Consider the following 27,000-nt stretch of genomic DNA (forward strand, 5'->3'; position numbering starts at 1 on the left):
GCGTGAACGCGGCAAAAGCGATGCGAATGGAAGCGCTGAAACGGACCTCGAGCTCGGTGAGGGCGGGCTCTCGTTGCGGCGAAGTTTGCGATATGCTTACACGCGTAACGCCCGGAGGATGGGCATCGTGGTCTTTGCCTTAAATAATGTATGTGAAAAGGGTAAGAGGATAAAGTGATGAGTGCCATACACGATCGGACAGTCACCCAGGCTCGCCGCTGGATAGCGGCACTGACCATCGTGGCCACCACCACGACGTTGGCAGGGTGCGGGACCGTGTTCTATCCCGAGCGCAAAGGGCAGCCCAGTGGGCGTGTCGACCCTGCAGTGGCGGTAGCCGATGGCGTGGGCTTGCTATTTTATATCATCCCCGGCGTCATCGCCTACGCCATCGATTTTTCCAATGGCACGATCTACCTGCCGAGCCGCGATACTGCGCAGGTGGATACGCTGCATTTCGAAGACGAGTTGGATACGCAAACGCTCGAGTCGGTGCTGGCCGAACGTACGGGTGGGGCGGTACGGCTAGACGATGAGCTCGTGCGCGTCGAACGAGTCTCTTCTCGAGATGAGGCGCTGGCGCTGGTGCGCATGTCCGGCACTTACGACAAAGAACGTCTTGCCTCCATGTAAGGGCTTTGCTGGCGGGTAAAGCAGTCTAGTGCGAGTTGCCTCACATGACTTTGATGAGTGTCATGCTACGAGGCAATTCGTGATTGGCATGAGAAAAACCAGACATGTAAACGCGAATATCAAACTGTTCTCAAAAAGACTCTAACGCATACTGAAAACCCGATTCAGACGCAGGGAGTCTACGATGACATCACAATATAAAGCTTCTCGATTTGCGGCACCGTCCGCGCACCCGCCGCAAGCCTATCGTTTGAGCAGCATGTGCTTGCCCGCGCCCTTGTCAGTGGGCGAGCTTGAAACGTTCAGTACCATCAGCCGTCAGGTATCACCTTTGAGAAAGCGCCAAACGCTATTCGCACAAGGGGAAGAGTTCAAGAGCCTGTATATCGTTCGCTGCGGAAGCTTGAAGCAAGTCTATCGCGATATCACCAATGAAGAGCACATTACCCAGTTTTATTTGCCGGGCGAAGTGGTGGGGCTGGACGCTATCAGTAGTGGCTTTCATCCGGGGGTGACGCAGGCACTGGAAACGACATCCGTCTGCGAAATATTGCCTGAAGCACTCGAAGCACTTGCCCAAAAAAGACCGAGTGAGCTGGGCATGAACGGTTGTTTTCTACGGGTGATGAGTCGTGCACTGCATCAGGAGCGCATGATGGTACGTCTATTTTTGAATAGAACGTCCGATGTTCGCTTAGCCAGCTTTCTGCTTGCCTTGTCGACGCGCTTTCGGCAGCAAGGTTACTCGCCGTTCAGCTTTCGTTTGTCCATGTCGCGTAGCGATATTGGCAATTATCTGGGGCTGGCGGTCGAGACGGTGAGCCGTCTATTGGGGCGTTTCCAAGACTTGGAATTGCTCACTGCAAAGGGGCGGGAAATCAGGATCGATGACCTGGATGGACTCATGGCATTGGCGGATGGGCGTGGGCGTCAGTCCATTTGGCATGCCACGGTCTCTTCGCCGAGTCCCAGTCATCTCGCTGGCATGCCAGCGCACTGAGAGCAAGTGCGTTGGACACTTTATCGAGTCTGTAGAACTATCGGTAAAAATGCTAGTAGTAGGGGGCGCCAAGCGCTTGATTCTACTGGTGCCCGGAGCCGGACTTGAACCGGCACGGTGTTACCACCGAGAGATTTTAAGTCTCTTGCGTCTACCAATTTCGCCATCCGGGCTAACGGATACGGAAGGGGAACACCGCAGAAGAAATGGAGGCTGGAGTCGGAATCGAACCGGCGTTGACGGAGTTGCAGTCCGCTGCATCACCACTCTGCCATCCAGCCTTGTTGCACTCGTTGAAAAACGGTCAACGTTCGAGTTTGGAGCGGGAAACGAGATTCGACGGGGCTGCCGTCAGCCGGGCTGGCGTTCCAGCTTGCGACCCTCATTGACCATTCCAATACTCTTAAGTTCTGGAGCGGGAAACGAGATTCGAACTCGCGACCCTCGCCTTGGCAAGGCGATGCTCTACCACTGAGCTATTCCCGCCGAACTCGAGGACGTATTATAGAGATAAGCCTGTGAATGTCAAACGTTTATGTGCTTCTCTGACGTGGAAATAATGCTCACATGGAGCGCGTCAATTCCGGCCATGCTGCGCGCAGGTACTGGAACATCGACCACAGTGTCAGAGTGGCGGCGACATAAAGTAGAACGACGCCGAGGTTGGCGATCATTGAACCTGGTGCGAAGCCGAGCAACAGCAACAGCGAAACCATCTGCAGCGTGGTTTTTAGCTTCCCTACCCAAGAGACAGAGACACTACCACGCTTGCCGATTTCCGCCATCCACTCGCGTAACGCCGAGATGACGATCTCCCGACCGATGATGACCAAGCCCGGTAGTGTCAGCCACACGGCGTCGAAACGTTCGATCAGCAGGGCAAGGGCGACGGCGACCATGAGCTTGTCCGCTACTGGGTCGAGAAAGGCACCGAAGGGGGTGCTCTGATTCCAGCGACGCGCCAGGTAACCGTCGAGCCAGTCGGTCACAGCAGCGAGCCCGAACAACCCCGCGCACAGGAGCATGCTCCAGGAATAAGGGAGATAGAAGGCGATCACCAGTAAGGGAATGAACACGATTCGAGCAAGCGTCAATAAGTTGGGGATGTTCATCGAGCGATGTAAGTCCTGACTGGTGAATGAGATCGTCGTGCCATTGTATCTTTCCGCTCATGGCTCATCCATGCAAGGCCTGATGAATGGTGGTGGCCATTTGGGCGCTGATGCCGGGCACGCGGGCCAGTTCATCGCGGCTGGCCTGGCGGACACCCTGGAGCCCGCCGAAGAAGCGTAACAACTCTCGACGGCGTTTGGGACCGATGCCGGGAATGTCCTGTAGGGTCGAGGTGCGGCGTTGCTTGTCGCGCTGCTGTCGATGCCCGGTAATCGCAAAACGGTGCGCCTCATCGCGGATATGCTGGATCAAGTGCAGCCCGGGGGAGGCGCTATCGAGCGATAAGGCATTGTCGACGGTTTCCAGGAACAATGTCTCGAGGCCGGGTTTGCGTGTCGTTCCCTTGGCGACGCCGAGCAGGTGCGTGTTCATGATGCCGACATCTTCTAGCACCTCGCGCGCCATGTTGAGCTGCCCCTTGCCACCATCGACGATAAGCACGTCGGGCAGCTTGCTTTCGTCCTGCACCAGGCGCTTGTAGCGGCGTGTCAGTGCTTGGCGCATGGCCGCGTAATCGTCGCCCGCCGCGACGCCTTCGATATTGAAGCGCCGATAATCGGATTTGACCGGCCCGTCCTGATCGAAAACCACACATGAGGCGACCGTCGCTTCGCCGTGGCTATGGCTGATATCGAAACACTCCAGACGTGTCGGGGTCTCCTGCATATCGAGCGCCTCGCGCAAGGCATCGAAGCGTTTGGCCAACTGCGAGCGATTGGCCAACTGGCTTGTGAGGTGCTGTTCGGCGTTGGTGCTGGCCAGGCGGAGCCATTGGGCACGATGACCGCGTACCTGATGCGCCACACGGATGCGTTTGCCGGCGCGTTCGGAGAGTGCGGACTGGATGACATCGGCATCCACGAGCGGTAGGGCCGTGATGACCTCGCTGGGGATGTCGCGATCATGGCCTAGGTAATAATGGCTGATGAACGCGCCGAGTAGTTCTTCCGCCGTCAGGTCCAGGCCGTTTTGCGGCATGTGGTGGCGCGCCCCGAGCATGCGTCCGCCACGTACGCTTAGGGTGCTGATGCAGACGCCGCCCGGGCGCTCGGCGAGAGCAAAGATGTCGGCATCGCCATCGCCAGTATCGACAATCTGACGCTCCTGCAGGCGTCGCAGTTGCTGAATTTGATCGCGAAGGCGTCCCGCTTCCTCGAAGTCCAGCGCCTGGCTGGCGGCTTCCATGTCCTGGGTGAGTTGCGCGGTCACCTGCTCGCTGCGCCCGTCCAGAGCCATGATGGCGTGGTCGATGTCGCGCTGGTATTCCTCGCGGCCGATATAGTCGACACAGGGTGCGCTGCAGCGCTGTATCTGATACTGAAGACAAGGCCTTGTGCGATGGGCGAAGACGCTGTCCTCACAATTTCGGATACGAAAGATCTTCTGCACCAACGCTAGACTCTCGCGGACGGCGGTCGTGCTGGGGAAAGGGCCTAGATAGCGACCGTCGCCGCGTTTCCCGCGCGCGCGTTTGAACTCGAGTGCGGGGTAAGGATGGCGATCCGAGACAAAAATGAACGGATAGGACTTATCGTCGCGCAGGAGGATGTTATACGGCGGTCGCTGCTCCTTGATGAGCGTCTGCTCGAGCAGGAGCGCCTCGGTTTCGGTGCGCGTGATGGTGACCTGGATATCTGCGATACGGCCGACCAGGGCTTGCGTCTTGGTGTTGAGCGCACCACGAAAATAGCTGGCAAGACGTGCCTTGAGCCGCTTGGCTTTGCCTACATACAAGATTTCGCCGTCGGTATCCAGCATGCGGTACACGCCGGGCGATTCGGAAACCGTCTTGAGGAAATGCTTGGCGTCGAAGCTCATGAGCGCGGGACAATCGTTGAGTCGGTCATGCCCGTTAGTATATCAAAGGGAAAGGGGCGCCGGAGACCCGAGTCGAGGCGCCGGCGACACCCGGTATCAAGAGGCTTCGTAGCCGTCTATCAAGCCGTAACGCAGCCCCAGGTGGGTGAGCTCGACATCAGATTGCACATTCAGTTTTTCGAAAATGCGGTAGCGATACGTGTTGACGGTCTTGGGACTCAGGAAGAGTCGGTCGGAGATATCGCTGACCTTCTGGCAGTTGACGATCATCATCGCCACTTGTAGCTCGCGATGCGAGAGTTGGTCGAAAGGGTTGTCCTGCGAGCCTATCTTGGACAGCACGACCTTCTGGGCGATATCCGGGCTGATGTAGCGTTGTCCCCCGAAGATGGCACGGATCGCGCGGACCATTTCATCGAGCTCTGTGCCCTTGCTGATGAACCCGGCGGCGCCAGCATCCATGAGGCGCTGGGCAAACGCTTCTTCGAGGAATGCTGTCACGATCACAACCTTGATATCCGACATGCCACGCATGATCTTGCGCGTGGCTTCGAGTCCACCGATACCGGGCATGCGTATATCCATCAATACGATATCGGGGCGCATTTCACGTGCCATGTTGACGGCTTCTTCGCCATCGACGGCCTCGGCGATAACGTGCAAGCCGTCTTCGGAATCCAGCATTCGGGCAATGCTAGTACGAACTAGATGGTGATCATCAGCGACAAGAACCTTGATCAAGGGAACTCCTGCAATCAATCGCCGGTTAACGAAATAAGGGGTATGTTGGCCCTTATGTGGCGGCCATTATGTAATGCTTCAGCTCCATGCGCTATGTGGTGGTAGCGATGCGCTCAATCAACTTAACAGTAATATTGGCTTTATGCTGCCGTGGGTTTTGCAGTTTCGCGCGCTGCGTGGCGCTAGTGCTGAGTGGCCTTTGGCGCATGACAGGTACGCATTGACATGAATGGATAGCAGTCGTAGTATACGCAGCGTTCCAGGGGCACTATCACGGATATATCCTTTGGCAAGTAGATAAACGCATCGCACGATGCGATATCGACATGGGGCCTTAGCTCAGTTGGGAGAGCGCAACACTGGCAGTGTTGAGGTCAGCGGTTCGAACCCGCTAGGCTCCACCAGATCCGCCTAATATCAAGCCGCCGACGCATCGCGTCGGCGGCTTTTTTCGTATCTTGCCTAGCGTCTAACGTTAAACGGTCGACGGCAATGTTTTCCCTCAAGGGCTGGCAGGGCCGCTGGCGCCGCATTCCAGACATCGGTATTGCATACCGTCCTCGGCATGGCGCTCTTCGAAGGCTTGCAGGCGCTCGTCGTCATTGATCGTCTCGCTGACGCTGCACGCCGGGCACTCGATGGTACGTTCATTGTTGCGTTGCTCGATGAGAAACATGCTGTTCTCCTGCCGTAGTCTCGACTCGATGAAAGGCATATCTGCCGTACAGTGACGGCAAGGCACGAAGCCTGTGAGCGCGGAGCTCGTAAAGAGAAAAGTCGGCGTTTGGCGGGGTGGCGTCAACGTAGACATTGGCGACGCTCAGGTAGTAAAAAATCAACGCTCGCGGGGTATTGGAAGCGTACCTGCGAGTGGCTTCGTCGCAAAGCGGGGTGTCGGGTAGGGTCGTGCCGTGGTAGTGAAGTTACAGGAAGGGCAATTCGGCGCGCGTGGCGCGCAGGGCAAGACAGGGCGTCGCAGAAAGAAAGAAACGATGCCGCCCGGGCGGCATCGTTTCGTGGTAGGTCGGTAAGTTAGTCGTCGACTTTGCCGAGCAGGAGGAATTCGATCAAAGCCTTCTGGGCGTGCAGGCGATTGCCGGCTTCTTGCCATACCACGGCACGCGGATCGTCGAGCAGAGTCGTGCTGATTTCTTCGCCACGATGCGCGGGCAGGCAATGTAGAAACAGCGCACTATCGGCGGCGCGGTCGAGCAATGCCTCGGTGACCTGAAAGCCGTCGAAATCCCGCTCGCGCTTGGCTTGTTCCTCTTCCTGGCCCATCGAGGCCCAGACGTCCGTGGTGATTAGCCCCGCGCCTTGCACCGCCTGCTGTGGGTCGTGCGATATCTCCACGCGATCGCCGGCGGCCGCCACGAGGTCGGCATTCGGCTCGTAGCCTGGCGGACAGCAGATGCGCAGCCGAAAATCGAACTGCCGTGCGGCATTGATCCACGAATGACACATGTTGTTGCCGTCACCGATCCAGACCGCGGTCTTGCCCTTCACCGACCCGCGGCATTCGGTCCAGGTCATGACATCGGCCAGAAGCTGGCAAGGGTGATAGTCATCGGTCAGTGCGTTGATGACCGGAACCTGGCTGGCGGCGGCGTATTCTTCGAGCCCGGCATGCGAGAAGGTGCGGATCATGACGATGTCCACCATCTCGGCGAGAACGCGAGCGGTGTCGCCGATCGGCTCGCCGCGTCCCAGCTGCGTGTCTCGAGGAGAAAGGAACAATGCATGGCCGCCGAAATGTGCCATGGCGGTTTCGAAGGAAACCCGCGTGCGCGTCGAGGACTTCTCGAAAAACATCGCCAGGGTGCGATTGGTGAAAGGCGTATAGGTCGGCCCTTGCGCTTTGAGGCGGTTCTTGATCGTGATCGCACGCTGAATGAGGTGATTAAGTTCCTCGGGTGACAAATCGAGCAAGGTCAAGAAGTGGCGTGTGGCCATGGCGACGCTCCTTTCAAATGTGATCCACGGCATATCAGGGCGACGACGCCCACCGATGAAAGCGCGTGAGCGTCCCAGCCAAGACGCGCCCCGAGGCCCGGCTTTCTGCGACGCTCGGCCTTGCAAGGGCGACATGCGGGCCGTGCGGAAAGTCGACCATCCTAGCCAGGCTGCCGAGAAGGCGCAATTGTCGATATCAAGAGTGTCGGCGTTACGAGGGCTGTTTTCGGCGCTCGCCATCAGTAGAATGGAGGTACATTCACCCGATGTATTGCGGTGGTGCCGGCCAATGGCAAGCCGCCCCGCGTGAGGAAACTGAGATGAGCACGACTCTCGAGAACATCCAGCAGCAAATCGGCGAAAACACGATTCTGCTCTATATGAAAGGCACCCCTCAGCTGCCACAGTGCGGCTTTTCCGCCCAGGCGGTGCAGGCGGTCATGGCGTGCGGTGAGCGTTTCGCCTTCGTCAACATCCTCGACAATCCGGACATTCGTACTGAATTGCCCAAATACGCCAACTGGCCGACCTTTCCGCAGCTGTGGGTCAATGGCGAACTGGTTGGCGGCTGCGACATCATCGTGGAAATGTACGAAAGCGGTGAGTTGGAGAAACTAATCAAGGAAGCCACAGCCAACGCCGAAACCGAACAGGAGTGAGGCGTTGAGCCGGACGTCCTTCCCTGGAAGGGCCTTGGCGCATCGAAAAGCCCTGCCGATGAACATCGGCAGGGCTTTCGTATGGGTGACAAGCGAGTATGACGTGTCGCGTCAGTCCTCGCCCATGCTTTGTTCCTTCTGGGCCAGCTCCCAGCCGCCGAGATCTTTGTAACGGTTGATCATGGCACAGAATAACTCGGCGGTGCGCTCGGTATCGTAACGGGCTGAGTGAGCCGAGTCGTTATCGAACTGTATGCCCGCCGCACGGCAGGCGCGTGCCAGTACGGTCTGGCCGTAGATCAAACCACCCAGCGTGGCGGTATCGAAACACGAAAACGGATGAAAAGGGTTGCGCTTGATGCCGTTGCGTTCGATGGCGGCATTCAAGAAGCCCTGGTCGAAAGCGGCGTTATGGCCGACCAAGATGGCGCGAGTGCATTGGTTGGCCTTGATCGCCTTGCGCACTGGCTTGAAGATTTCGCCCAACGCGTCGTGCTCGCTCAATGCCACTTGCTGGCGCAATGGGCTATCCAGGTCGATGCCGGTGAAGTCCAGTGCAGCCTGCTCGATGTTTGCCCCGTCGAAGGGTTTGACGTGGAAGGCGTGCGTGGTATCAGGCATCAGGTTGCCTTGCTCGTCCATGGTCAGGGTCACCGCGGCGATCTCGAGCAGAGCGTCACTCTGGGCGTTGAAACCCCCGGTTTCCAGATCGACGACAACAGGGAGAAAGCCTCGAAAACGTTGAGCCATCAAATCGCGTGCCTGGCCGTCGCTCATGCTTTTGCTCCCATCCCGATGCGGTCTCGATAGCGTCGCCACACCCGGGGCGGGGCGACAAAGTGGCAGCGAGTGTAGCATTTTCGCCCCTCGACGTCCCGCCGCTCGGTATTCGTCAGCCTCGCTCGGCGCTATAATCGGGTGACGTTTTCTCGCTGTGTTCACGCAGCCGAACCATTCGATCAATATCCATCTTTTCAGGAGTCCCGCATGTCCGATGTGAACAAGGTCGTCCTCGCCTATTCCGGCGGCCTGGATACGTCCGTCATCGTCAAGTGGTTGCAGGAAACCTACGATTGCGAGGTGGTGACGTTTACCGCCGACATCGGTCAGGGCGAAGAGGTCGAGCCGGCGCGAACCAAGGCACAGGCCTTGGGCGTCAAGGAAATCTATATCGAGGACCTGCGTGAAGAGTTCGTGCGCGACTATGTCTATCCGATGTTCCGCGCCAACACGATCTACGAAGGCGAATATCTACTGGGGACCTCCATCGCGCGGCCGTTGATCGCCAAGCGGCTGATCGAGATCGCCAACGAGACCGGCGCCGATGCCATTTCTCACGGCGCTACCGGCAAGGGCAACGATCAGGTACGCTTCGAACTCGGCGCCTATGCGTTGAAGCCCGGCGTCCAAGTGATTGCCCCGTGGCGTGAGTGGGACCTCAACTCCCGTGAGAAGTTGATGGATTATTGCGAGAAGCACGACATTCCGGTCGACTTCTCCAAGAGCAAGAAGAAATCGCCGTACTCCATGGACGCCAATCTGCTGCATATTTCTTACGAAGGCGGCATTCTCGAGGATCCCTGGGCGGAAGCCGAAGAGGACATGTGGCGCTGGAGCGTGTCGCCGGAGGCAGCGCCGGAGACGCCTACGTATATCGAATTGACCTTCGAGAAAGGCGATGTCGTGGCTATCGACGGCGAGCCGCTCAAGCCTCATGAGGTGCTTTCCAAGCTCAACAAGCTCGGTGGCGACAACGGCATCGGGCGTCTGGATATCGTCGAGAACCGCTATGTGGGCATGAAATCTCGTGGCTGCTACGAAACCCCGGGCGGCACCATCATGCTGCGCGCCCACCGCGCCATCGAGTCACTGACGCTCGACCGCGAAGCCGCGCACCTCAAGGATGAGATGATGCCCAAGTACGCCGAAGTCATCTACAACGGCTACTGGTGGAGCCCGGAGCGCAAGATGCTGCAGGCTGCCATCGACGAGACTCAGGGCAACGTCAACGGCGTGGTACGCATGAAGCTCTACAAGGGCAGTGCCACCGTGGTCGGGCGCAAGTCCGAGGAATCGCTGTTCGATGCTTCCATCGCGACCTTCGAGGACGATGCAGGCGCCTACGATCAGAAAGACGCTGAAGGCTTCATCAAACTCAACGCCTTGCGTTTGCGTATCGCGGCGGCAAAAGGCCGCAATGCGAATTGATCCGTATCCACTCGCGTTGAACGTCTCCCGGCCGGGCGGCGTTCAACGCATAGCCAGCGCGCAGGAGGCTTCATGCTGAAACGACTCATCGAGGGCTTGTTTCGCAGCGGCGATGTCAATGACGAGGAAATACCCGCGACAGACTACGAAGGTTATTTGATTACGCCGGACCCGCAGGATGCCGGTGGTCAGTACCGGGTCAGCGGCTGGATTCGCAAGCCCATCGCAGGCGGTGAAACACTCGAACATCGCTTCGAGCGCTCGGATATCGTGTCTAGCCGTGAGGATTGTATCGAGTTGACGTTGCGCAAGGCGCAGCGCTTTATTGATGATACTGGCGACGAAATGTTCGAGGATCGCTGAGCGTTTCTATCGATCACTATTATCGTGCACGCGATTACCAACGCCACTATCTTTGGAGCTACGGCTTCTGGAGGAGTGGCGTTTTTTATTTCCACGACGCCTAGGGCAATCATTCGAGCGGGGACCCTCGCCGCTTAGAGCGGGCCCAACCTTTTATCATCCCGATGGAGCCGCGCATGATTACCGTGCATCACCTCGACAACTCCCGCTCGCTACGCATCGTCTGGTTACTTGAAGCCCTGCAGCAAGCTTATGAGCTCGTGACCCATCATCGCTATCCGCAGACATTGCTGGCGCCGGAGAGTCTCAAGCGTCTTCATCCACTCGGCAAGGCGCCGCTGATCGTCGACGAGGGGCTGACCGTGGCCGAGTCTGGGGCGATCATCGACTACTTGATCGAACGTTACGACGAGGGCCATTTGGCACCGCCGGTGGGGACGCCTGAGCATCGCGACTACCGTTATTGGCTGCATTACGCCGAAGGCTCCGCAATGCCACCGTTGGTGATGCATCTGGTTTTTTCGCGTTTGGGTAAGCCGCCGGTGCCGGCGTTGTTGCGTCCTGTGGCGGGCAAATTAGGACAGGGTGTACAAGCCAAGTTTCTGAACCCTGAGATCGAGCGGCATCTGGCTTTCTGGGAGTCCACGCTCGCCGAGCATGCATGGTTTGCCGGCTCAGACTTCACGGCGGCAGATATTCAGATGAGTTTCCCCGTGTTGGCTATCGAATCACGACGTGGCATCAAGGATTTCCCCGCCATTGTCGATTGGTTGGCGCGGGTGCGTGAGCGGCCGGACTATCAGCGTGCCGTGGCGCAGACCGGCGAATTGAATCTGAGTGCGTCACGCTAAAGCTCTGTTTGAAAAATCGACGAGCGATGGCCAGACAAGGCAAAAATCGGCGAAAAAAGCGGAGTTTACGCGGGTAAATGAGCATTTTGAGTTGATTTTTAACGCCGTATGGGCGAGCGCAGGCATTTTTCAGATAAAGCGTAGAGGAGGCGGTCATGATGAATCATCGGTGGGCAAAAGGGCTGGCACTGGGAATGATGGCGTTGCCGGTCATCGCCAGCGCTCAGGAAGAACCGCGCGATGACGGAGGTGACAATGTTTCCGGCGTGATGGCCTGCGATGTCCTTCAGGATGAGATCGAAGCCAAGATTCGTGCTAATGGTGTCGAGGACTTTGCGCTCGATATTATCGCCAGCGAACGCGTCGACGAGGAGGGGGTCCGTGAGGACGACGCTCTCGCCGGAGGGGAAGTCGTGGGAAGCTGTGCCGGCGGCACGCGTAAGGTGATCTATCGACGCGGCGCTCAAGGGAGCGGGGCCATGTCGTCCTCGGATGCCTCGCTGCCACCGTCTGACGCGAGTACTGAGCCAGGTAGAGACACTACCGATGAAACGCTGAGTGAAGACTCCGAAAGCGAGGATACCGGGCACTAGCGGATTCTACTCCCGCCTTTTGGCGGTCCGCTTCCGTCAGCCTCCGGGCTTGGCTACCATGGCGCCTTTTATCCAGGAGGCGCGCGTGAAGGCCTTATTGCTTTCCGCCTACGCAGCCGTGAGTCACCGGCACTGGGCGGATGGGCTGCAGCAGCAGTTCCCCGAGATCGACTGGCGGCGATTGGAACTGCCACCACGGCATTTTCCCTGGCGTATCCGCGGCAACCCTCTGACCTGGCTGGGCCAGGAGATCGACTGTCTCCATGAGGACTACGATCTGGTCGTCGCGACCTCGATGGTCGATCTGGCGACCTTGGTGGGCCTTTGCCCCTCGCTGGCGCGTGCGCGCAAGGTCGTGTACTTCCATGAAAACCAGTTTGCCTATCCGCTTCCCAAGGGCCAACGCATCCGCGCCGAGCCGCTAATGGTCAATCTCTACGCGGCCCTGGCGGCGGATGTCGTCGTCTTCAACAGTGCCTACAACCGCGACAGCCTATTGCGCGGGGCGCGCGAATTCCTCAAACGCATGCCTGAGCGCCTGCCGCTCGACTCCGTGTTGTCACGCGTCGCCGATAAGGCTGTGGTGCTCCCCGTGCCCTTGTCCGAGGAGATGCCCAAGCCCGCGCGCTCGGGGCAGCGAATTCTGTGGAATCATCGCTGGGAATATGACAAGAACCCCGAGGCGTTCTTTACTGCACTGGAAACGTTGGCCACGCGAGGCATCGACTTCGAGGTAGCGGTAATGGGCCAGCAGTTCCGCGATCAGCCGCCGGTCTTCGAGGCGGCGCGTGCGTGGCTGGGTGAGCGCGTCGTGTGCTGGGGCGAGCAGCCCGGTGATGTCTACCGAGACATGCTCGACAGCGCCGATATCGTGGTATCTACGACCGATCATGAATTCCAGGGGCTGGCGGTCATGGAGGCAGTGACCCATGGCTGCGTACCGCTGGTGCCGGACCGCCTGTGCTTTCCCGAGTATTATGCGTCGGCGTATCGCTACGCGGGCGATCAAACGACGCTCGAGGCCACGCTGGCGCAATGGCTGACCCAGCCGGCGTCACGCCCGGCGCTGCCCGACGCGCGAGCCTGGCAATGGCCGGCGTGGCGCGAGGCGTATCGCGAGGTGCTCATGGGGTGATGATGCACGCATCTTGCTGCGATCACGCTGCGTTCATTCGATTTCGGTCTTGTCCTTGTACTCGCAGAGATCCTCGATCACGCAGCTTCCGCAGCGTGGCTTGCGCGCCACGCAGGTGTAGCGCCCGTGCAGAATTAGCCAATGATGGGCATCGTGCAGAAAGTCCTTGGGCACGTGGCGCATCAGTTTCTGCTCGACCTCGAGCACGTTCTTGCCCGGTGCGATGCGCGTGCGATTGGCGACCCGGAAGATATGCGTGTCCACCGCCATGGTCGGCTGGCCGAACGCAGTATTGAGAATCACGTTGGCGGTCTTTCGCCCGACACCGGGTAGCGCTTCCAGTGCCTCGCGGGTGTCCGGTACCTCGCCGCCGTGCCGTTCGAGCAACAGGTGGCAGGTTTTCATCAGGTTGTCGGCCTTGCTGTTGTACAGGCCGATGGTCTTGATCTTGTCCTTGAGCCCATCGATGCCCAGGTCGAGGATGCCCTGCGGGGTATTGGCGACGGGGAACAAGCGCGCGGTGGCCTTGTTGACGCCGACATCCGTGGCCTGGGCGGACAACAGCACCGCCGTCAGTAGCTCGAAAGGCGTCTGCCAGTGAAGTTCCGTGGTCGGCGTGGGGTTGTGATCGCGCAGGCGCGAAAAGATCTCGTAGCGTTTTTGAGCGTTCATGGGGGAATCACGTCGATGAGGGAGAATCGAACGCGGCACGGGCTGCGTCGAGCATGCGCTGGGCTTCGTCGACCTGGCCATGCGCGGCCTCGAGGCTGGCGGCATCGCCATGGCGCTGGGCATGCGTGACTTGTTGGCGAGCCTTGCGCAATGACTGCTCGGCGGCTTTGACGGCCATGCGCCGATGGTGCGTAGTAGAGGAGTCGGCGCGCGGTGCCTGGGCGTTGCCGAGTTGCCGGTCGACGTCCGCCAGGCGCGAGGTCAGCGTATCGGCGCGTTCATCGAGCGCTCGGCGTGCCTCGGGATCTAGCCCGTCGCGCTGACGTTGACGTTCCACACGCTTGAGTCCGGCGACCAACGTGGCACGCGTCGCCTTGAGTGACGTGGTATCCACGCTGGCTGCAGCGTCCTGTTGCGTCGGCTGAGCAGGGGCTGTCTCGCGTTTAGTGCTTGCCGTCACGGCTGCTTGACGACGTTCGCGCTTGCGTCGCTTTTCCTCAGCTTGCCGGGCGAGACGCTGCTGGCGTGCCTCGTAGCGTTGTCGACCCAGTTCGGCACGTTTGGACAAGTAGGCGTCTTGCTGGGCTTGTGTCTCGGCGGCGACCCATTCGGGATGCGGCAGGATATCGATGCAGTCGACCGGGCAGGGTGCCACGCAGAGTTCACAGCCGGTGCATTCGGATTCGATCACCGTATGCATCTGCTTGGCTGCGCCGAGGATAGCGTCCACCGGGCACGCTTGGATGCACTTGGTGCAGCCGATGCACTCTGCCTCGCGAATATACGCTACCTTGGGAGACTCCGCGGGCTGCGCGAGGGGCTGGCGCGCCTGGCCTGTCAACTCGGCCAGCCGCGCCATAGTCGCCTCGCCACCGGGCGGGCATTTATTGATCGCCTCGCCGGCGGCAATGCCTTCGGCATAGGGGCGACAGCCGGGATGCCCGCACTTGCCGCATTGCGTCTGCGGCAGTTCGGCATCGAGGGTCTCGATGAGCGCGCGATTAGCGGACACCTTACCTCCTCAGGTCACGCGCTGGCCGGGTTCCGCACCGCTATCCGGCGACAGCAGATAGATGCCGCCCTCCTGGTCGCCAGCGGCCAGCACCATGCCTTCCGAAACGCCGAAACGCATCTTGCGCGGCGCCAGGTTGGCGACCATCACGGTCAGGCGCCCCTCCAGGGCTTCGGGCGCGTAGACGGCACGGATGCCCGAGAACACGGTGCGTGTCTCACCGCCCAAGTCGAGCGTCAACTTGAGCAGTTTCTTGGCGCCCTCGACGTACTCGGCCTTGGCAATACGCACGATGCGCATATCGAGCTTGGCGAAATCGTCGAAGCTGATCTCATCGGCGATTGGATCGTCGGCGAGGGGGCCCTTGGCCTGTTCCTTGAGCTTCTGCTCTTCGGCAAGCACTTCCTTGGACGCCTCGGTCATCTGCGCGATCTTGTCGGTATCGACGCGGGTCATCAGCGGCTTGAACTTGGCGATGGCATGGTCTTCGAGCACATGATGGCGGCTTCCCCAGTCGAGAGAATCGACCTGTAGAAAGACGCGTGCCTGCTCGGCCATGGTCGGCACCACGGGCTGCAAGTAGACCATCAGCACGTGGAACAGGTTGATCCCCACCGAGCAGATATCGAGCACTTCTTGCTCGCGGCCTTCTTCCTTGGCCAGTACCCAGGGCGCCTTGTCGGCGATATAGGCATTGGCCTCGTCGGCGAGCTCCATGATCTTGCGCATGGCGCGGCCGAATTCGCGTGCCTCGTAATCGGCGGCGATGGCCTCGCCAGCGTCCACGAAATGCGCCACCAGCTCGGGCTCGACGCAGCGCGCGGCGAGTTGCCCGTCGCCCAGCTTCTTGACGAAGCCTGCGCAGCGGCTGGCGATATTGACCACCTTGCCGACCAAGTCCGAGTTCACGCGCGAGGCGAAGTCTTCGAGATTGAGATCGAGATCGTCGACCCCGGCGGTGAGCTTGGCAGCGAAGTAGTAGCGCAGATATTCGGGGTTGAGATACTCGGCGTAGGTCTGCGCCTTGATGAAGGTGCCACGGGACTTGGACATCTTGGCGCCGTTGACGGTGACGAAGCCGTGGCAATTGACGCCGGTCGGCGTGCGCAGCCCCGCGCCCTCTAGCATCGCCGGCCAGAACAGGGCGTGGAAGTAGACGATGTCCTTGCCGATGAAGTGATAGACCTCTGCTTCCGAGTCGCGGCGCCAGTAGCTGTCGAAGTCGATGCCCTCACGCTCGCAGAGGTTCTGGAAGCTGGCCAGGTAACCGATCGGCGCGTCCAGCCAGACATAGAAATACTTGCCCGGCGCATCGGGGATCTCGAAGCCGAAGTAGGGCGCGTCGCGGGAGATGTCCCACTCGTTGAAGCCTGACTCGAACCACTCCAGCAGCTTGTTGCGAATCTGCGGCTGCACATGACCGCCATTGATCCAGCCCTGCATGAAATCGGCAAAGTCAGGAAGCTTGAAGAAATAGTGTGTGGACGTGCGAACTTCCGGCGTGGCGCCGCTGATCGCCGAGACCGGATCGATCAGTTCGGCCGGCGTGTAGGTCGCACCGCACGCTTCGCAGTTATCGCCGTATTGATCGTCGCTATGGCACTTGGGGCAGGTGCCCTTGATGAAACGGTCGGCGAGGAACAACCCTTTGATCGGGTCGTACATCTGCTCGATGTCGCGCGTGGAGATATGCCCGGCGTCGCGTAGCGCTTTATAGATGCGCTCGCTGTGCTGGCGGTTCTCTTCCGAGTGCGTCGAATGATAGTTGTCGAACGCCACTCCGAAGCGGGCGAAATCGGCCTGATGCTCGGCGCTAACGTTGCTGATCAGTTGCTCCGAGGTGATGCCTTCCTGCTCCGCGCGCAACATGATGGCGGTGCCATGGGCATCGTCGGCACAGACATAATGGCACTCGTGGCCGCGGCTTTTCTGGAAGCGCACCCAGATATCGGTCTGGATATACTCGAGCAAATGGCCCAGATGTATCGAGCCGTTGGCATAGGGCAGGGCACTGGTAACCAGGATCTTGCGCTTGGCGTTGGCGGTAGTCGGCATGGCGGCTCTAGTGACGAAAGTCGGAAACGAAAGAAGGCGTCGCGAACGACATCGACGAAAAGGCGATTGTAGCCCGCTTGGCGCTTGGCTGCATCCGTGATGCGGAAGACAACATCCACGCGGCCGGTGCTTGTAACACCTCGGTAAGGGTACGCTCAGGGCGTGCTTGGCCAGCCGCCGGTGCGGATGGCTGGACACCCCGTGACATCGAGATTGTAGAGATAAAGCCATGCGGGGCCGAAGGCGGTGCGATGAATGATACGGTCGTAGGTGCCGTTGTGCGGCGCGCGCACGCGATAATCCTCGAGTTGGTCGAGATCGCGTAGCCCTTGCGCATCGACCCGGTAGAGTTCCACTTCGATGCCGTGGGAGGGCTCCGCCTTGGCGCCGGGGCAATGCCCCAGGTCGTAGAGGGTGACATCACTGAGCGTATCCGCACCAATGAACTCGGCGCCTGCGAGCCAATGGTGATTGCGTAGGCCATGCTTGAGCGTGCCGTACACGGCGACCAACGGTGTGCGGCGAATGGCGAGAGCGGGTGAATGCATGGGCCCCCTGCGTTGACGACGAATGACGGGTCAGTGATCGGCGTGGCTATTACCGCGATAGACGACGAAGTTCGTCAGCCCCTGGTCGGCGAGCCGAAGCGCCTGCATTTTGCTCATGATGCCCTGATCGCAATATAGCGCGTAGCGCCGATGCGCCGGCAGGTGCGCGGCGCGTTCGCCAAGCTCGAAGAACGGAATCGCCAGTGGCTCGCCTCGCGGCAGCTCCAACGGGGCGGCATCGCGTTCATCGGGGTGGCGAATGTCGATGACCGTGACGTCATCGGCCTCGTGCAGAGCCTCGGCGCCCTCGATCACGGGTACATCGAGCGTGCGCGGCGCGGGCGTGTCGAGTAGGCGGTCCACCCGCGTTTGGCGGGTGGCCTCGAGTGCGGCTTCGAGCACACCCATATCGAAGTCGGCCTCGGCGGCGTCGATCTGGTCGGGTCTGGGGCGTGTATTGGGGCGTTGTGAGATCGTGCCGCAGTATTCCGGCAAGCGCTCGGCATGGGCGGCGGTACCGATGCGGCGTGCATCCTCGATGATGGTTTGCTTGTCGTCGGCGATGAGCGGACGTAGAACGGGCCGCTCGCTGACTGCATCGATCAGCCCCAGGTTGACCAGGCTCTGACTGGATACCTGCGCCAGCGCATCGCCGGTGACGAGAGCCGAGAGGCGCGCGCGTGTCGCGACGCGATTGGCGACCCGCAGCATCATGCGCTTGAGTACGACGCCCGCCAGACCGGCGGGCACACGGCGCTGGATTTCATCGAGCACGCCGTCGAAAGGCACACTGATGAAGTGGGCATGATGCGATGCACTGTAGCCCTGCCACACCTGATGCACGACCTCGCGTACGGCCTGCTCGTGTTCCGGTCCGCCGAGATTGAAGAACAGGTAATGCGTCTTGAGCCCGCGCCGGATCAAGCGCCAGGCCGCCACCGGCGAATCGTAGCCGCCCGAGATGAGTGCCAGTGCCTGGCCCTGGGTGCCGAGCGGATAACCGCCCAGGCCGGGCAAACGGCGGGTCACTAGACGCAGGTGCTGGTCTTGCAGCTCGAGCGTGACGTTTACCTCGGGGTGGGAGAGATCCACCTTGGCGTCCGGACTGGCATTGAGCAGCGCGCCGCCCAGGTAACGCTCGAGGTCTGCCGACGTGAAGTCGTGCTGACCGCGACGCTTGACGCTGACGCGAAACCGGCGGCCGGCCAGCGGTGCCCGCCATAGCGCCACCAGGCGTTCGGCGGTATCGGCGAAGGAGACGAAAGTATGCACATTGATCACCAGCACCTCGTGGATGCCGGGCACGCGCGATAGCGTTGCTTCCAGGCGTTCGCGGGTAGCGTCGTCGATAGCGTGGCGGACCCGCACCTCCAACGCATCCCAGCAGTCGGCGATCCGCACATCGGGGACCAGCGGCGTCAGAATGTTACGCAGGTTGGTGCGCAGACAACGAACCATCTGCTTGCGTACGGGGCGGGACTTGATGGTGATCTCGGGGAAAAGCTTGACGCGATACCGCATATGTCTCGTGTCGAGTGCTAGTGAAGGCGAGCATGGTAGCAATCCGGCCCCTGCCTCGCCAGTCACTCCGCTGGGGCTGCTACGCTGAATCCGTATATCGCGAGGAGACCTCTCATGCAATACGAACTGTATTACTGGCCGGGCATTCCCGGGCGCGGTGAATATGTACGCTTGGCGCTCGAGGCGGCGGGGGCCGACTACGTCGATGTGGCACGTGAATGCCAGGAGGGCGTGAGTGCGATCGGCGATCTGCTCGAAGGCCAGACCGCACCGTTCGAGGCATATCCCCCCTTCGCGCCGCCGATTCTCAAAGCCCAGGAGCGGCTCGTGTCGCACGTCGCCAATATCCTGCGTTTCCTGGGGCCGCGACTCGACCTGGTGCCGGACGACGACGCCAGCCGTGATTGGGCGCACGGCCTGCAATTGACGATGACCGACTTCATCGCCGAGATTCATGACGTACATCATCCCATCGGCAGTTCGCTGTATTACGAAGAACAGCAAGACGAGGCGCGCCGACGTTCCCATGTATTCCGCCAGGAGCGACTGGGCAAGTTCCTCGGTTATTTCGAAGACGTTTTGGCGCGCAATCCGGCTGGCAAGACGTATCTCGTCGGCGATGCCTTGAGTTATGTCGATCTCTCGCTTTTTCAAACCGTCAGTGGCCTGCACTACGCCATGCCCCGTGCGATGGCGGCACAGGCGCCATCGATTCCCGGCGTTATGGCCTTGAGCGAGCGTGTGTCGGCATTGCCTCGTATCGCCACTTATCTGGGGTCCGCTCGACGCCAAGCGTTCAATGAAGACGGCATTTTTCGCCATTATCTTGAGCTGGATGCCGATTAAGCGCTCGATGTTATCGTCTGGTGGCGCTATGTTGAGAAATGTGTGCGGGGGCCGCGCCCGAGCGCCAATGAATTTGATACCATCTTGGCGTTCGTGATCCGCGCCGTGGTGGGCGCTTCTTGATGGGCAGGGATAAGCGCATGTTTCTCGACGACTTTCACACCGTGACCAATGATCGGCTATGTATTACGGCCGAGCAGGCAAGCCGTTTCGCCAAGTGTATCGCTGGCGATTACAATCCCATTCATGATGCGGATGCACGGCGCTTCTGCGTGCCGGGCGATCTGCTATTCGCCTTGGTGATGGCACGTTTTGGCCTGTCGCAACGCATGACCTTCCACTTCAAGGGCATGGTCGGCGACAGCGTGCCGTTGTGCTTTGCTCAGCACGGCGACACCGTTCAGGTAACCGACGCTCACGGTAAAGTGTATCTTGAGGTCGAGCGCGGCGGGGATATCACCCACGACGCCGGCGTCATCGAGGCCTTCACACGCCGTTACGTGGCGTTTTCAGGGCGCAATTTCCCGCATTATCTCAAACCGCTGATGGAAGAGCAGGGTGTCATGTTCAACCCCCAGCGGCCGTTGGTAATCTACGACAGCATGGGTTTCTCGTTGTCACGGCTGGATGTCGCCGAGGCCGGCGTGGCCTTCGCTGGCGCGACGCTGGATGTCAGCGGCAAGCGGGGCGACGCCTTACTGCAATTCAAGATGACCGACGGCGAGACGGCCATTGGCCATGGCTCCAAGAAGTTGGTGGTCAGCGGGTTGCGTGAGTACGATCCGCCGGTGATGGACGCTTTTGTCGAGAAGTTCATGAACCTCAAGACGCATTACGCCACGGCCGAGTGAGTGTCCAGATGCAACCCTTGTACGCAGAAGGTGTCACAGACCAAGTCATCTTTTGTCATAGGAGCATCCCTTGAGTATCCAAGGCATTCAGCAATTCTTTCAACGCATGTTGGAGTCTCCGCAATCGGAGCGTCGGCAGGTGACGCTGGAGCTAGCGGTAGCCGCCCTGTTGTGCGAGATCATGCGTGCCGATTACGAACATGATCCACGTGAAAGGGCGATGCTGCGGGAGCTTTTGACCACGCGCCTTACGGTTGCCTCGGACGATGTCGATGAACTGATGTCGTTAGCCGAAACCGAAGTCGAACAGGCCGTTGATCACTATGAATTCGTCAGCCTGATTCGTGAGCAGTATGGCTACGAGGACCGCGTGGCGCTGGTGGCTCAGATGTGGCAGCTGGCCTTTGCAGATGGCGAACTCGATGCCTTGGAAGAGCACCGCGTTCGGCGTCTCGCCGACCTCCTTTATGTCAGTCACAGCGATTTCATCCGCACCAAGCTCGAGGTCATGCCCGAGAGTTGAGACGCTAAGGTCCGTCTGTGTGTGTCGAATACTCGAAGCGCCTGGCGAGAAGCGTCTGACGAAAAGTTGACTGAAACGCTTGGGTAAGTGCCATCGCGGGACGTTATACTAGGCGTATCGAGCTGTCAGCTTGGCTGGCGCACCGCAGATGAGCATTCGTGGAAAGGAGAGTTGCTGTGATCGAAGGCGTGAAGCATATCGTCGCCGTGGCGTCAGGCAAGGGGGGCGTGGGCAAGTCCACCGTGACCGTCAATCTGGCCTTGGCGATGGCCGCCGAAGGGTACCGAGTGGGCCTGCTCGATGCCGATATCTACGGTCCCAGCCAGGCGCAAATGCTGGGGATCGCCCCGGGGGTACGGCCGCAGCCAGCGGGTGAAAATGCCTTCAAGCCGCTGGAGGCTCATGGTCTCCAGGCGATGTCCATGGCGTTCATGGTGGATGTCGATGAACCCATGGTCTGGCGCGGCCCGATGGTTGCCGGTGCTTTCCAGCAGTTGCTCAATCAAACCGCCTGGAAAGATCTCGATTACCTGTTCGTCGATATGCCACCGGGCACTGGCGATGTGCAGCTGACTCTGGCGCAGAAAGTGCCGGTAAGCGGTGCGGTGATAGTGACCACGCCTCAGGACATCGCGTTACTCGATGCCAAGAAGGGTATCGAGATGTTCCGCAAGGTCAACGTGCCGGTGCTGGGCGTCGTCGAGAACATGAGCCAGCATGTCTGCTCGCAGTGTGGCCACCAGGAGCCGATCTTCGGTAGCGGGGGCGGCGAGCGCATTGCGGAGCAGTACCAGACCCGGCTATTGGGTCAATTGCCCCTCGACGGCACGATTCGCGAGCAGGTCGACGGCGGCAAGCCCAGTGTGATCGCTGACCCTGAAGGAAACGTCGCGCAGACGTTCCGCCAGGTGGCGCGCTCCGTGGCCGAGGGGATCGACGCGCAGTCCGACGAGTCACCGACCATCAGCTTTGGCGAGTGACGTTCGTCACCTAACGTTTGCGTGACGCGATGGGGCCGTTATCATAACGGCCCCCTTTGTTTTCAAAGACCGAGTTTTCAAAGACCGAGTTTTCACGGACTGAGTGTTCACGGATCGAGTGTTCACAGACCAAGCGTTCGCGGAGACGCCCCGATTTCATCGCGACAGCGCACTGAGCAGGAAACTTCAATGAGCATCAAATCCGATAAATGGATTCGGCGCATGGCCGAGGGCCAGGGCATGATCGAGCCGTTCGAGGCGGACCAGGTTCGTTACGTGAATGAGCAGCGGGTGATTTCTTATGGAACCTCCAGCTACGGCTATGACGTGCGCTGCGCCGATGAATTCAAGGTGTTCACCAACATTCATTCGGCGGTGGTCGATCCCAAGGGGTTCGATGAGAAAAGCTTCGTCGACGTCAAGGGCGATGTCTGCGTGATCCCGCCCAACTCCTTCGCTTTGGCGCGTACCGTGGAATATTTCCGAATTCCGCGCAGCGTGTTGACTATCTGCCTAGGCAAGTCGACTTATGCGCGTTGCGGCATCATCGTCAATGTCACGCCGCTGGAACCGGAGTGGGAGGGGCATGTGACGCTGGAATTCTCCAACACCACCAACCTGCCCGCGCGCATCTATGCCAATGAAGGCGTGGCGCAGATGCTGTTCCTGGAGTCCGACGAGGTCTGTGACGTTTCCTACAAGGATCGTGGCGGCAAGTACATGGGGCAGCGTGGCGTGACGCTACCGCGGACGTAAGCAGCGAGCTACGGGCAACGGGCCACGAGCAGCGAGCCAAAATGCTGCCGAAGCCCGAAGCCCGAAGCCCGAAGCCCGAAGCCCGAAGCCCGAAGCCCGAAGCCCGAAGCCCGAAGCCCGAAGCCCGAAGCCCGAAGCCCGAAGCCCGAAGCCCGAAGCCCGAAGCCCGAAGCCCGAAGCTGGGTTCTACCCTTCCTCGTCCAGCTCTTCCGCGGCGTCTTCATGCGACATCCGCAGACCGGTGGGTGGTAGCGGCATGCCGTCGAACTGAGCGCCTTTCGCACCCAGACTCAAGCGGCCTTCCAGAAACCAGCGCACGGCGATGGGGTAAATCAGATGCTCGCGGGCGTGAACTTTTTCGATCATCTGCTCGGCGGTGGCGTCGGGGTCGACCCTGAGCGCGGCCTGCAAGGCCACCGGTCCGCCATCGAGTTCCTCGGTGACGAAGTGCACGCTGGCACCATGCTCCGATACGCCATCGGCCAGGGCGCGGGTATGCGTATCCAGTCCTGGATAGTCCGGCAACAGCGAAGGGTGAATATTGAGCATGCGGCCGGCATAGCGATGCACGAATGTCGGGGTGAGAATGCGCATGAACCCCGCGAGGACGATCAGATCCGGCGTGTGGCGGTCGATGACCTTGATCAAGGCGCGGTCGTAAGCTTCGCGATCGTCGTACTCGCGATGCGGTAGCACGACGGAGTCGACTCCGGCTTCCTTGGCGCGAATCAGGCCGTAGGCATCGCCTTGATTGGAGATCACGGCAACGACCTCGCCACCCAGCTCGTCGTGTTGCTGCGCATCGAGTAGCGCCTGCAGGTTGCTGCCGTTGCCGGAGATTAACACCACGACGCGACGCTTCTCGGCCGGTTCCGCTTCGAAGTCGTTGCCGTCGGGAGTGTCGGCTTGAGTCGTAGCATTCATGAGCGGACGTTCTCCAGACGAACTTGTTCTTCCTCACCCTGGCGCGCGACGATGTCGCCAAGACGGTGTACCGTTTCGCCGGCGGCTTCCAGCGTGGTCTGGGCGTGTTCGGCCTGCGCCGCAGATACGACCACGACCATGCCGATGCCGCAATTGAGCACGCGATGCATCTCGTGCTCGTCGACGTTGCCTTCACGTTGCAGCCAATCGAAGACGGCGGGGCGCGCCCAGCTTTCGGCATCAATGCGCGCGGTGAGCGTATCGGGCAGCACGCGGGGTACATTTTCGAGCAGGCCGCCGCCGGTGATGTGCGAGAGGGCGTGGACATCCACGTCGCTGTCCTTGATCAACGACAGCAGCGGTTTGACGTAAATGCGTGTTGGCGCCAGCAAGGCGTCACGCAAGGCCTCTCCGTCGATTTCGGTATCAAGGTCGGCCTGGCTCACGTCGAGGATTTTGCGGATCAGCGAGTAGCCGTTGGAATGCGGGCCGGAGGAAGCCAGCCCGAGCAGCACATCGCCCTCGGCGACGCGGCTGCCATCGAGGATTTCGGATTTCTCGACCACGCCGACGCAGAAGCCGGCCAGATCGTAGTCGCTGCCCGCGTACATGCCGGGCATTTCGGCGGTCTCACCGCCGATCAGCGCGCATCCCGATTGGGTACAGCCTTCGCCGATACCGGTGACGACATCGGCGGCAATCTCGACATCCAGCTTGCCAGTGGCATAGTAGTCGAGGAAGAACAACGGCTCGGCGCCGGCGACGACCAGATCGTTGACGCACATGGCGACCAGGTCGATGCCGATGGTGTCATGCCGGCCTAGATCCATGGCCAGGCGTAGCTTGGTGCCGACGCCGTCGGTGCCGGACACCAATACCGGCTCGCGGTAACCGCTGGGCAATTGGCACAACGCGCCGAAGCCGCCCAGGCCGCCCATTACTTCGGGCCGGGAAGTACGTTTGGCGACTCCCTTGATGCGTTCGACGAGCGCGTTGCCGGCGTCGATGTCCACGCCGGCATCCTTGTAACTGAGAGATGCGTGGGGAGAGGTGGGCGTGTCCGAACTGCGAGTCATGGGCATTCCTGTCAACAGTGTGCTGATCGCGAGACGATCGAGCGAAGCCGATGGCGCCGCCTGGCGCCCGAGGCCAGGGCGGTATAAGGGAAGCCCACATTGTAGCATTGCCCCACGGGAGGCGCATCGCCCGCGCAGACGTGTAGAATCGAAACCAAAAGAGCCGGGAGATACGTATCGTAATGACGCGCATACAAGTGTGGAGCCTTCTGGGCGCGGCGGGACTGATCTGGTTGCTCGTCTTACTAGAGCCCATTTTGATGCCTTTTTTCGTCGGCATGATATTGGCTTATCTAGGTGACCCGGTGACCGATTGGCTGGAGGCGCGCGGTTTGTCGCGCAGGCTCTCGGTGAGCGTGGTATTCCTGGTGCTGGCGCTGTCCATGGTCTTGGCGTGCCTGATCATGATTCCTTTGTTGGGACGCCAGCTGGCGCAGTTGGTCGAATCCTTCCCGGCCATCTTTAACTGGGTACAGTCGGTGGTGTTACCGGAAGTTCAGGCCGTGACGGGGGTGGATCTTAGCGCTGATTTCGATCAGTTGCGCAGCGCCTTGATGGAGAACTGGCGCGAGACCGGCACGGTGGCGGCTGCGGTTCTGGCCCAGGCGTCCAAGTCAGGCATGGCGTTCGCCGTGTGGATGGGCAATCTGGCGCTGATTCCCGTGACGACCTTTTACTTTCTGCTCGACTGGGATCGGCTCAAGGCACGTCTGCGCGATTTGCTCCCGCGTCATGTCGAGCCAACGATCACACGCTTGAGCCATGAATGCGACGAAGTGTTGTCGGCTTTCCTGCGCGGGCAGTTGCTGGTGATGCTCAGCCTGGCGGTGATCTACGCGACGGGGCTGAGTCTGCTGGGCCTGCGGTTTGGCCTTTTGATCGGCCTGGTGGCGGGGCTGGCCAGTATCGTGCCCTACCTGGGCGTGATCGTCGGCATCAGCGTGGCGGCGTTGGTGGCGTTCTTCCAGTTCGGTGAATGGCTGCCGCTGCTCGGCGTGGCCGTAGTCTTCGGCATCGGCCAGCTCGTCGAAAGCACCGTGCTGCAACCGGTATTGCTCGGTGACAAGATCGGCTTGCATCCCATCGCGGTTATCTTTGCCGTGCTCTCGGGTGGGCAGCTGTTCGGTTTCACCGGCATTCTGCTGGCGTTGCCGGTCGCTGCTATCGTCATGGTAGTATTGCGTTATCTTCATGAGCGCTATAAAAACAGTCGCTTATACGATACTTCCCGCCACGCTGGCGCCTCGCACGAAGGCGATGAGGAAAGGTCATGACCGGGTCCGCGCAGTTGCCACTGGGAGTGGGGCTGAGTGACGATGCAACGTTCGCCAATTTCCATGCGTCGAGCAATGCGCCATTGCTCGAACGCTTGCGCGGCCAACTCGATGCGGACGGTGAACCGTTTCTGTTTCTGTGGGGCGCCCCGGGCAGCGGTCGCAGCCACCTGCTGCAAGCCGCCTGTCACGAAGCCGGCGACCGGGGAGGGCGTGCCTTGTATCTCCCCTTGCGCGATCTGGGCCACTTTCCGCCACATATGCTCGAAGATCTCGAACGCCTGGACCTGGTGGCGATCGACGATCTATCCGCGGTGCTGGGTCGCAAGCGCTGGGAAGAGGGGTTGTTTCATTTCTTCAATCGCATGCGCGATGCCAACAAGCGCTTGGTGATCGCCGCGGAGGCCGCGCCGCGCCAGTTGCCGACCGTTCTACCCGATCTCGCCTCACGCTTGAGCTGGGGCGTGACCTTTCATGTTCAGTCGCTGGACGATAGCGGACGCTTCGAGGCCTTGCAGTTGCGCGCACGGGTGCGCGGCATGCAGCTTCCCGATGAAGTCGCGCGCTACATTCTGCATCGTGGGCCGCGCCAGTTGCCGGCGTTGTTCGATGCTCTGGCGCGACTCGACCGCGCCTCTCTCTCCGCTCAGCGCAAGTTGACCATTCCCTTCGTCAAGCAGGCACTGGGCTGGTAGGTTCTATACGAAAACTGCCTGCGCTCGCCCATACGGCGTTAAAAATCGGCTCGTGCGCGAGTCCGATCAAAATACCCATTTACAACACGTAAACTGGTGCGCCAGCCCGGTCCGTTTTCGCCGATTTTTGCCTTGTCTGT

General features: G+C 60.2%; 28 protein-coding genes and 4 tRNA genes. 16 read left to right on the forward strand and 16 right to left on the reverse strand.

Features of this window, described 5'->3' with window-relative positions; translation table 11 throughout:
• Window positions 1-177: 177 nt before the first annotated feature.
• Window positions 178-633 (forward strand): hypothetical protein, encoded by a 456-nt coding sequence (locus tag L1075_RS05560; RefSeq protein WP_040241666.1) that lies wholly within the window; start codon window positions 178-180, stop codon window positions 631-633.
• 184 nt (window positions 634-817) lie between these two features.
• The gene (locus L1075_RS05565; RefSeq protein WP_052444962.1) at window positions 818-1,633 is read left to right on the forward strand and encodes a helix-turn-helix domain-containing protein; all 816 of its coding nucleotides are present in this window, start codon (window positions 818-820) and stop codon (window positions 1,631-1,633) included.
• An 86-nt stretch (window positions 1,634-1,719) separates the two neighbouring features.
• Here L1075_RS05565 and L1075_RS05570 read toward each other — a convergent pair.
• From L1075_RS05570 to uvrY, 6 genes are all read right to left on the reverse strand, one after another.
• A tRNA-Leu gene (locus L1075_RS05570) sits at window positions 1,720-1,806 on the reverse strand.
• Between the two features lie 34 nt (window positions 1,807-1,840).
• Window positions 1,841-1,914, reverse strand: a tRNA-Cys gene (locus L1075_RS05575).
• Window positions 1,915-2,044: 130 nt separating this feature from the next.
• A tRNA-Gly gene (locus tag L1075_RS05580) sits at window positions 2,045-2,119 on the reverse strand.
• Between the two features lie 77 nt (window positions 2,120-2,196).
• Window positions 2,197-2,745, reverse strand: coding sequence for a CDP-diacylglycerol--glycerol-3-phosphate 3-phosphatidyltransferase (gene pgsA, locus L1075_RS05585; RefSeq protein WP_040241663.1), 549 nt, complete (start codon window positions 2,743-2,745; stop codon window positions 2,197-2,199).
• Window positions 2,746-2,809: 64 nt separating this feature from the next.
• Window positions 2,810-4,624, reverse strand: coding sequence for an excinuclease ABC subunit UvrC (gene uvrC, locus L1075_RS05590; protein ID WP_040241659.1), 1,815 nt, complete (start codon window positions 4,622-4,624; stop codon window positions 2,810-2,812).
• A 96-nt stretch (window positions 4,625-4,720) separates the two neighbouring features.
• On the reverse strand, window positions 4,721-5,365 hold the full coding sequence (gene uvrY, locus L1075_RS05595; RefSeq protein ID WP_040241657.1) for a UvrY/SirA/GacA family response regulator transcription factor: 645 nt from the start codon (window positions 5,363-5,365) through the stop codon (window positions 4,721-4,723).
• A gap of 328 nt (window positions 5,366-5,693) precedes the next feature.
• Here uvrY and L1075_RS05600 point away from each other — a divergent pair.
• A tRNA-Ala gene (locus tag L1075_RS05600) sits at window positions 5,694-5,769 on the forward strand.
• Window positions 5,770-5,867: 98 nt separating this feature from the next.
• On the opposite strand, the gene L1075_RS05605 is transcribed toward L1075_RS05600, so the two are convergent.
• Together L1075_RS05605 and argF are read right to left on the reverse strand one after the other, a co-directional pair.
• Entirely contained in the window at window positions 5,868-6,041 is a 174-nt protein-coding gene (locus L1075_RS05605) for a hypothetical protein (protein ID WP_175575896.1), read from the reverse strand.
• Between the two features lie 356 nt (window positions 6,042-6,397).
• Window positions 6,398-7,318, reverse strand: coding sequence for an ornithine carbamoyltransferase (argF, locus tag L1075_RS05610; RefSeq protein ID WP_246894188.1), 921 nt, complete (start codon window positions 7,316-7,318; stop codon window positions 6,398-6,400).
• Between the two features lie 320 nt (window positions 7,319-7,638).
• Between argF and grxD the strand changes: the two genes are divergently transcribed.
• On the forward strand, window positions 7,639-7,977 hold the full coding sequence (gene grxD, locus L1075_RS05615) for a Grx4 family monothiol glutaredoxin (RefSeq protein WP_246894187.1): 339 nt from the start codon (window positions 7,639-7,641) through the stop codon (window positions 7,975-7,977).
• Window positions 7,978-8,088: 111 nt separating this feature from the next.
• On the opposite strand, the gene rnt is transcribed toward grxD, so the two are convergent.
• Window positions 8,089-8,754, reverse strand: coding sequence for a ribonuclease T (rnt, locus tag L1075_RS05620; RefSeq protein WP_246894186.1), 666 nt, complete (start codon window positions 8,752-8,754; stop codon window positions 8,089-8,091).
• 210 nt (window positions 8,755-8,964) lie between these two features.
• Between rnt and L1075_RS05625 the strand changes: the two genes are divergently transcribed.
• The 5 genes from L1075_RS05625 to L1075_RS05645 all read left to right on the forward strand — a co-directional run bounded on the left by L1075_RS05625 (window position 8,965) and on the right by L1075_RS05645 (window position 13,127).
• Window positions 8,965-10,185: an argininosuccinate synthase gene (locus L1075_RS05625; protein ID WP_246894185.1), complete on the forward strand. Its 1,221-nt coding sequence runs from the start codon at window positions 8,965-8,967 to the stop codon at window positions 10,183-10,185.
• Window positions 10,186-10,257: 72 nt separating this feature from the next.
• Window positions 10,258-10,548 carry an HlyU family transcriptional regulator gene (locus L1075_RS05630; RefSeq protein ID WP_246894184.1) on the forward strand — a complete coding sequence of 97 codons (291 nt, stop codon included), beginning with the start codon at window positions 10,258-10,260 and terminating at the stop codon, window positions 10,546-10,548.
• Between the two features lie 176 nt (window positions 10,549-10,724).
• Window positions 10,725-11,399, forward strand: a complete 675-nt coding sequence (locus L1075_RS05635) for a glutathione S-transferase (RefSeq protein WP_246894183.1) — start codon at window positions 10,725-10,727, stop codon at window positions 11,397-11,399.
• 155 nt (window positions 11,400-11,554) lie between these two features.
• Window positions 11,555-11,992 carry a DUF1161 domain-containing protein gene (locus tag L1075_RS05640; RefSeq protein WP_246894182.1) on the forward strand — a complete coding sequence of 146 codons (438 nt, stop codon included), beginning with the start codon at window positions 11,555-11,557 and terminating at the stop codon, window positions 11,990-11,992.
• 85 nt (window positions 11,993-12,077) lie between these two features.
• On the forward strand, window positions 12,078-13,127 hold the full coding sequence (locus tag L1075_RS05645) for a tRNA-queuosine alpha-mannosyltransferase domain-containing protein (RefSeq protein WP_246894181.1): 1,050 nt from the start codon (window positions 12,078-12,080) through the stop codon (window positions 13,125-13,127).
• A 33-nt stretch (window positions 13,128-13,160) separates the two neighbouring features.
• On the opposite strand, the gene nth is transcribed toward L1075_RS05645, so the two are convergent.
• The 5 genes from nth to thiI form a co-directional block, all read right to left on the reverse strand.
• Complete coding sequence (gene nth, locus L1075_RS05650; RefSeq protein ID WP_246894180.1) at window positions 13,161-13,799, reverse strand: endonuclease III; 639 nt, start codon at window positions 13,797-13,799, stop codon at window positions 13,161-13,163.
• Window positions 13,800-13,806: 7 nt separating this feature from the next.
• Complete coding sequence (gene rsxB, locus L1075_RS05655) at window positions 13,807-14,811, reverse strand: electron transport complex subunit RsxB (protein WP_246894179.1); 1,005 nt, start codon at window positions 14,809-14,811, stop codon at window positions 13,807-13,809.
• A 9-nt stretch (window positions 14,812-14,820) separates the two neighbouring features.
• Window positions 14,821-16,866 carry a methionine--tRNA ligase gene (metG, locus tag L1075_RS05660; protein ID WP_246894178.1) on the reverse strand — a complete coding sequence of 682 codons (2,046 nt, stop codon included), beginning with the start codon at window positions 16,864-16,866 and terminating at the stop codon, window positions 14,821-14,823.
• Between the two features lie 155 nt (window positions 16,867-17,021).
• Window positions 17,022-17,414, reverse strand: a complete 393-nt coding sequence (locus L1075_RS05665; RefSeq protein ID WP_246894177.1) for a gamma-glutamylcyclotransferase family protein — start codon at window positions 17,412-17,414, stop codon at window positions 17,022-17,024.
• Between the two features lie 30 nt (window positions 17,415-17,444).
• Window positions 17,445-18,935, reverse strand: coding sequence for a tRNA uracil 4-sulfurtransferase ThiI (gene thiI, locus L1075_RS05670; protein WP_246940644.1), 1,491 nt, complete (start codon window positions 18,933-18,935; stop codon window positions 17,445-17,447).
• 114 nt (window positions 18,936-19,049) lie between these two features.
• On the opposite strand from thiI, the gene L1075_RS05675 reads away from it, so the two are divergent.
• The 5 genes from L1075_RS05675 to dcd all read left to right on the forward strand — a co-directional run bounded on the left by L1075_RS05675 (window position 19,050) and on the right by dcd (window position 22,891).
• A complete protein-coding gene (locus L1075_RS05675) occupies window positions 19,050-19,781 on the forward strand; it encodes a glutathione S-transferase (RefSeq protein WP_075369751.1) in 732 nt (243 codons plus the stop codon).
• Between the two features lie 140 nt (window positions 19,782-19,921).
• Window positions 19,922-20,632, forward strand: a complete 711-nt coding sequence (locus L1075_RS05680; protein WP_075369750.1) for a DUF3581 family protein — start codon at window positions 19,922-19,924, stop codon at window positions 20,630-20,632.
• A gap of 106 nt (window positions 20,633-20,738) precedes the next feature.
• Window positions 20,739-21,155: a tellurite resistance TerB family protein gene (locus tag L1075_RS05685; protein WP_040242131.1), complete on the forward strand. Its 417-nt coding sequence runs from the start codon at window positions 20,739-20,741 to the stop codon at window positions 21,153-21,155.
• Between the two features lie 179 nt (window positions 21,156-21,334).
• Window positions 21,335-22,135, forward strand: a complete 801-nt coding sequence (apbC, locus tag L1075_RS05690; protein ID WP_175575902.1) for an iron-sulfur cluster carrier protein ApbC — start codon at window positions 21,335-21,337, stop codon at window positions 22,133-22,135.
• A 189-nt stretch (window positions 22,136-22,324) separates the two neighbouring features.
• Complete coding sequence (dcd, locus tag L1075_RS05695; RefSeq protein WP_040241625.1) at window positions 22,325-22,891, forward strand: dCTP deaminase; 567 nt, start codon at window positions 22,325-22,327, stop codon at window positions 22,889-22,891.
• A 186-nt stretch (window positions 22,892-23,077) separates the two neighbouring features.
• On the opposite strand, the gene purN is transcribed toward dcd, so the two are convergent.
• The gene (purN, locus tag L1075_RS05700) at window positions 23,078-23,815 is read right to left on the reverse strand and encodes a phosphoribosylglycinamide formyltransferase (RefSeq protein WP_246894175.1); all 738 of its coding nucleotides are present in this window, start codon (window positions 23,813-23,815) and stop codon (window positions 23,078-23,080) included.
• Window positions 23,812-24,891 (reverse strand): phosphoribosylformylglycinamidine cyclo-ligase, encoded by a 1,080-nt coding sequence (purM, locus tag L1075_RS05705; protein WP_246894174.1) that lies wholly within the window; start codon window positions 24,889-24,891, stop codon window positions 23,812-23,814. Before purM ends, purN begins: the two co-directional genes overlap by 4 nt.
• A gap of 182 nt (window positions 24,892-25,073) precedes the next feature.
• On the opposite strand from purM, the gene L1075_RS05710 reads away from it, so the two are divergent.
• Window positions 25,074-26,165: an AI-2E family transporter gene (locus L1075_RS05710; protein ID WP_040241616.1), complete on the forward strand. Its 1,092-nt coding sequence runs from the start codon at window positions 25,074-25,076 to the stop codon at window positions 26,163-26,165.
• Window positions 26,162-26,860: a DnaA regulatory inactivator Hda gene (hda, locus tag L1075_RS05715; protein ID WP_040241614.1), complete on the forward strand. Its 699-nt coding sequence runs from the start codon at window positions 26,162-26,164 to the stop codon at window positions 26,858-26,860. The genes L1075_RS05710 and hda overlap by 4 nt, the downstream gene beginning before the upstream one ends.
• Window positions 26,861-27,000: the final 140 nt, after the last annotated feature.

The sequence above is a fragment of the Chromohalobacter beijerinckii genome, from assembly GCF_023061185.1.
Taxonomy (GTDB): domain Bacteria; phylum Pseudomonadota; class Gammaproteobacteria; order Pseudomonadales; family Halomonadaceae; genus Chromohalobacter; species Chromohalobacter beijerinckii.

Coding starts and splice junctions, on each gene's coding strand:
- L1075_RS05710 (WP_040241616.1), top strand. CDS start 25,074: ATGACGCGCATACAAGTGTGGAGCCTTCTGGGCGCGGCGGGACTGATC.
- L1075_RS05565 (WP_052444962.1), top strand. CDS start 818: ATGACATCACAATATAAAGCTTCTCGATTTGCGGCACCGTCCGCGCAC.
- L1075_RS05630 (WP_246894184.1), top strand. CDS start 10,258: ATGCTGAAACGACTCATCGAGGGCTTGTTTCGCAGCGGCGATGTCAAT.
- hda (WP_040241614.1), top strand. CDS start 26,162: ATGACCGGGTCCGCGCAGTTGCCACTGGGAGTGGGGCTGAGTGACGAT.
- metG (WP_246894178.1), bottom strand. CDS start 16,866: ATGCCGACTACCGCCAACGCCAAGCGCAAGATCCTGGTTACCAGTGCC.
- argF (WP_246894188.1), bottom strand. CDS start 7,318: ATGGCCACACGCCACTTCTTGACCTTGCTCGATTTGTCACCCGAGGAA.
- L1075_RS05675 (WP_075369751.1), top strand. CDS start 19,050: ATGCAATACGAACTGTATTACTGGCCGGGCATTCCCGGGCGCGGTGAA.
- L1075_RS05665 (WP_246894177.1), bottom strand. CDS start 17,414: ATGCATTCACCCGCTCTCGCCATTCGCCGCACACCGTTGGTCGCCGTG.
- L1075_RS05635 (WP_246894183.1), top strand. CDS start 10,725: ATGATTACCGTGCATCACCTCGACAACTCCCGCTCGCTACGCATCGTC.
- purM (WP_246894174.1), bottom strand. CDS start 24,891: ATGACTCGCAGTTCGGACACGCCCACCTCTCCCCACGCATCTCTCAGT.
- rnt (WP_246894186.1), bottom strand. CDS start 8,754: ATGAGCGACGGCCAGGCACGCGATTTGATGGCTCAACGTTTTCGAGGC.
- nth (WP_246894180.1), bottom strand. CDS start 13,799: ATGAACGCTCAAAAACGCTACGAGATCTTTTCGCGCCTGCGCGATCAC.
- grxD (WP_246894187.1), top strand. CDS start 7,639: ATGAGCACGACTCTCGAGAACATCCAGCAGCAAATCGGCGAAAACACG.
- pgsA (WP_040241663.1), bottom strand. CDS start 2,745: ATGAACATCCCCAACTTATTGACGCTTGCTCGAATCGTGTTCATTCCC.
- L1075_RS05560 (WP_040241666.1), top strand. CDS start 178: ATGAGTGCCATACACGATCGGACAGTCACCCAGGCTCGCCGCTGGATA.
- uvrC (WP_040241659.1), bottom strand. CDS start 4,624: ATGAGCTTCGACGCCAAGCATTTCCTCAAGACGGTTTCCGAATCGCCC.
- L1075_RS05605 (WP_175575896.1), bottom strand. CDS start 6,041: ATGTTTCTCATCGAGCAACGCAACAATGAACGTACCATCGAGTGCCCG.
- L1075_RS05640 (WP_246894182.1), top strand. CDS start 11,555: ATGATGAATCATCGGTGGGCAAAAGGGCTGGCACTGGGAATGATGGCG.
- purN (WP_246894175.1), bottom strand. CDS start 23,815: ATGAATGCTACGACTCAAGCCGACACTCCCGACGGCAACGACTTCGAA.
- L1075_RS05625 (WP_246894185.1), top strand. CDS start 8,965: ATGTCCGATGTGAACAAGGTCGTCCTCGCCTATTCCGGCGGCCTGGAT.
- L1075_RS05685 (WP_040242131.1), top strand. CDS start 20,739: ATGTTGGAGTCTCCGCAATCGGAGCGTCGGCAGGTGACGCTGGAGCTA.
- dcd (WP_040241625.1), top strand. CDS start 22,325: ATGAGCATCAAATCCGATAAATGGATTCGGCGCATGGCCGAGGGCCAG.
- thiI (WP_246940644.1), bottom strand. CDS start 18,935: ATGCGGTATCGCGTCAAGCTTTTCCCCGAGATCACCATCAAGTCCCGC.
- L1075_RS05680 (WP_075369750.1), top strand. CDS start 19,922: ATGTTTCTCGACGACTTTCACACCGTGACCAATGATCGGCTATGTATT.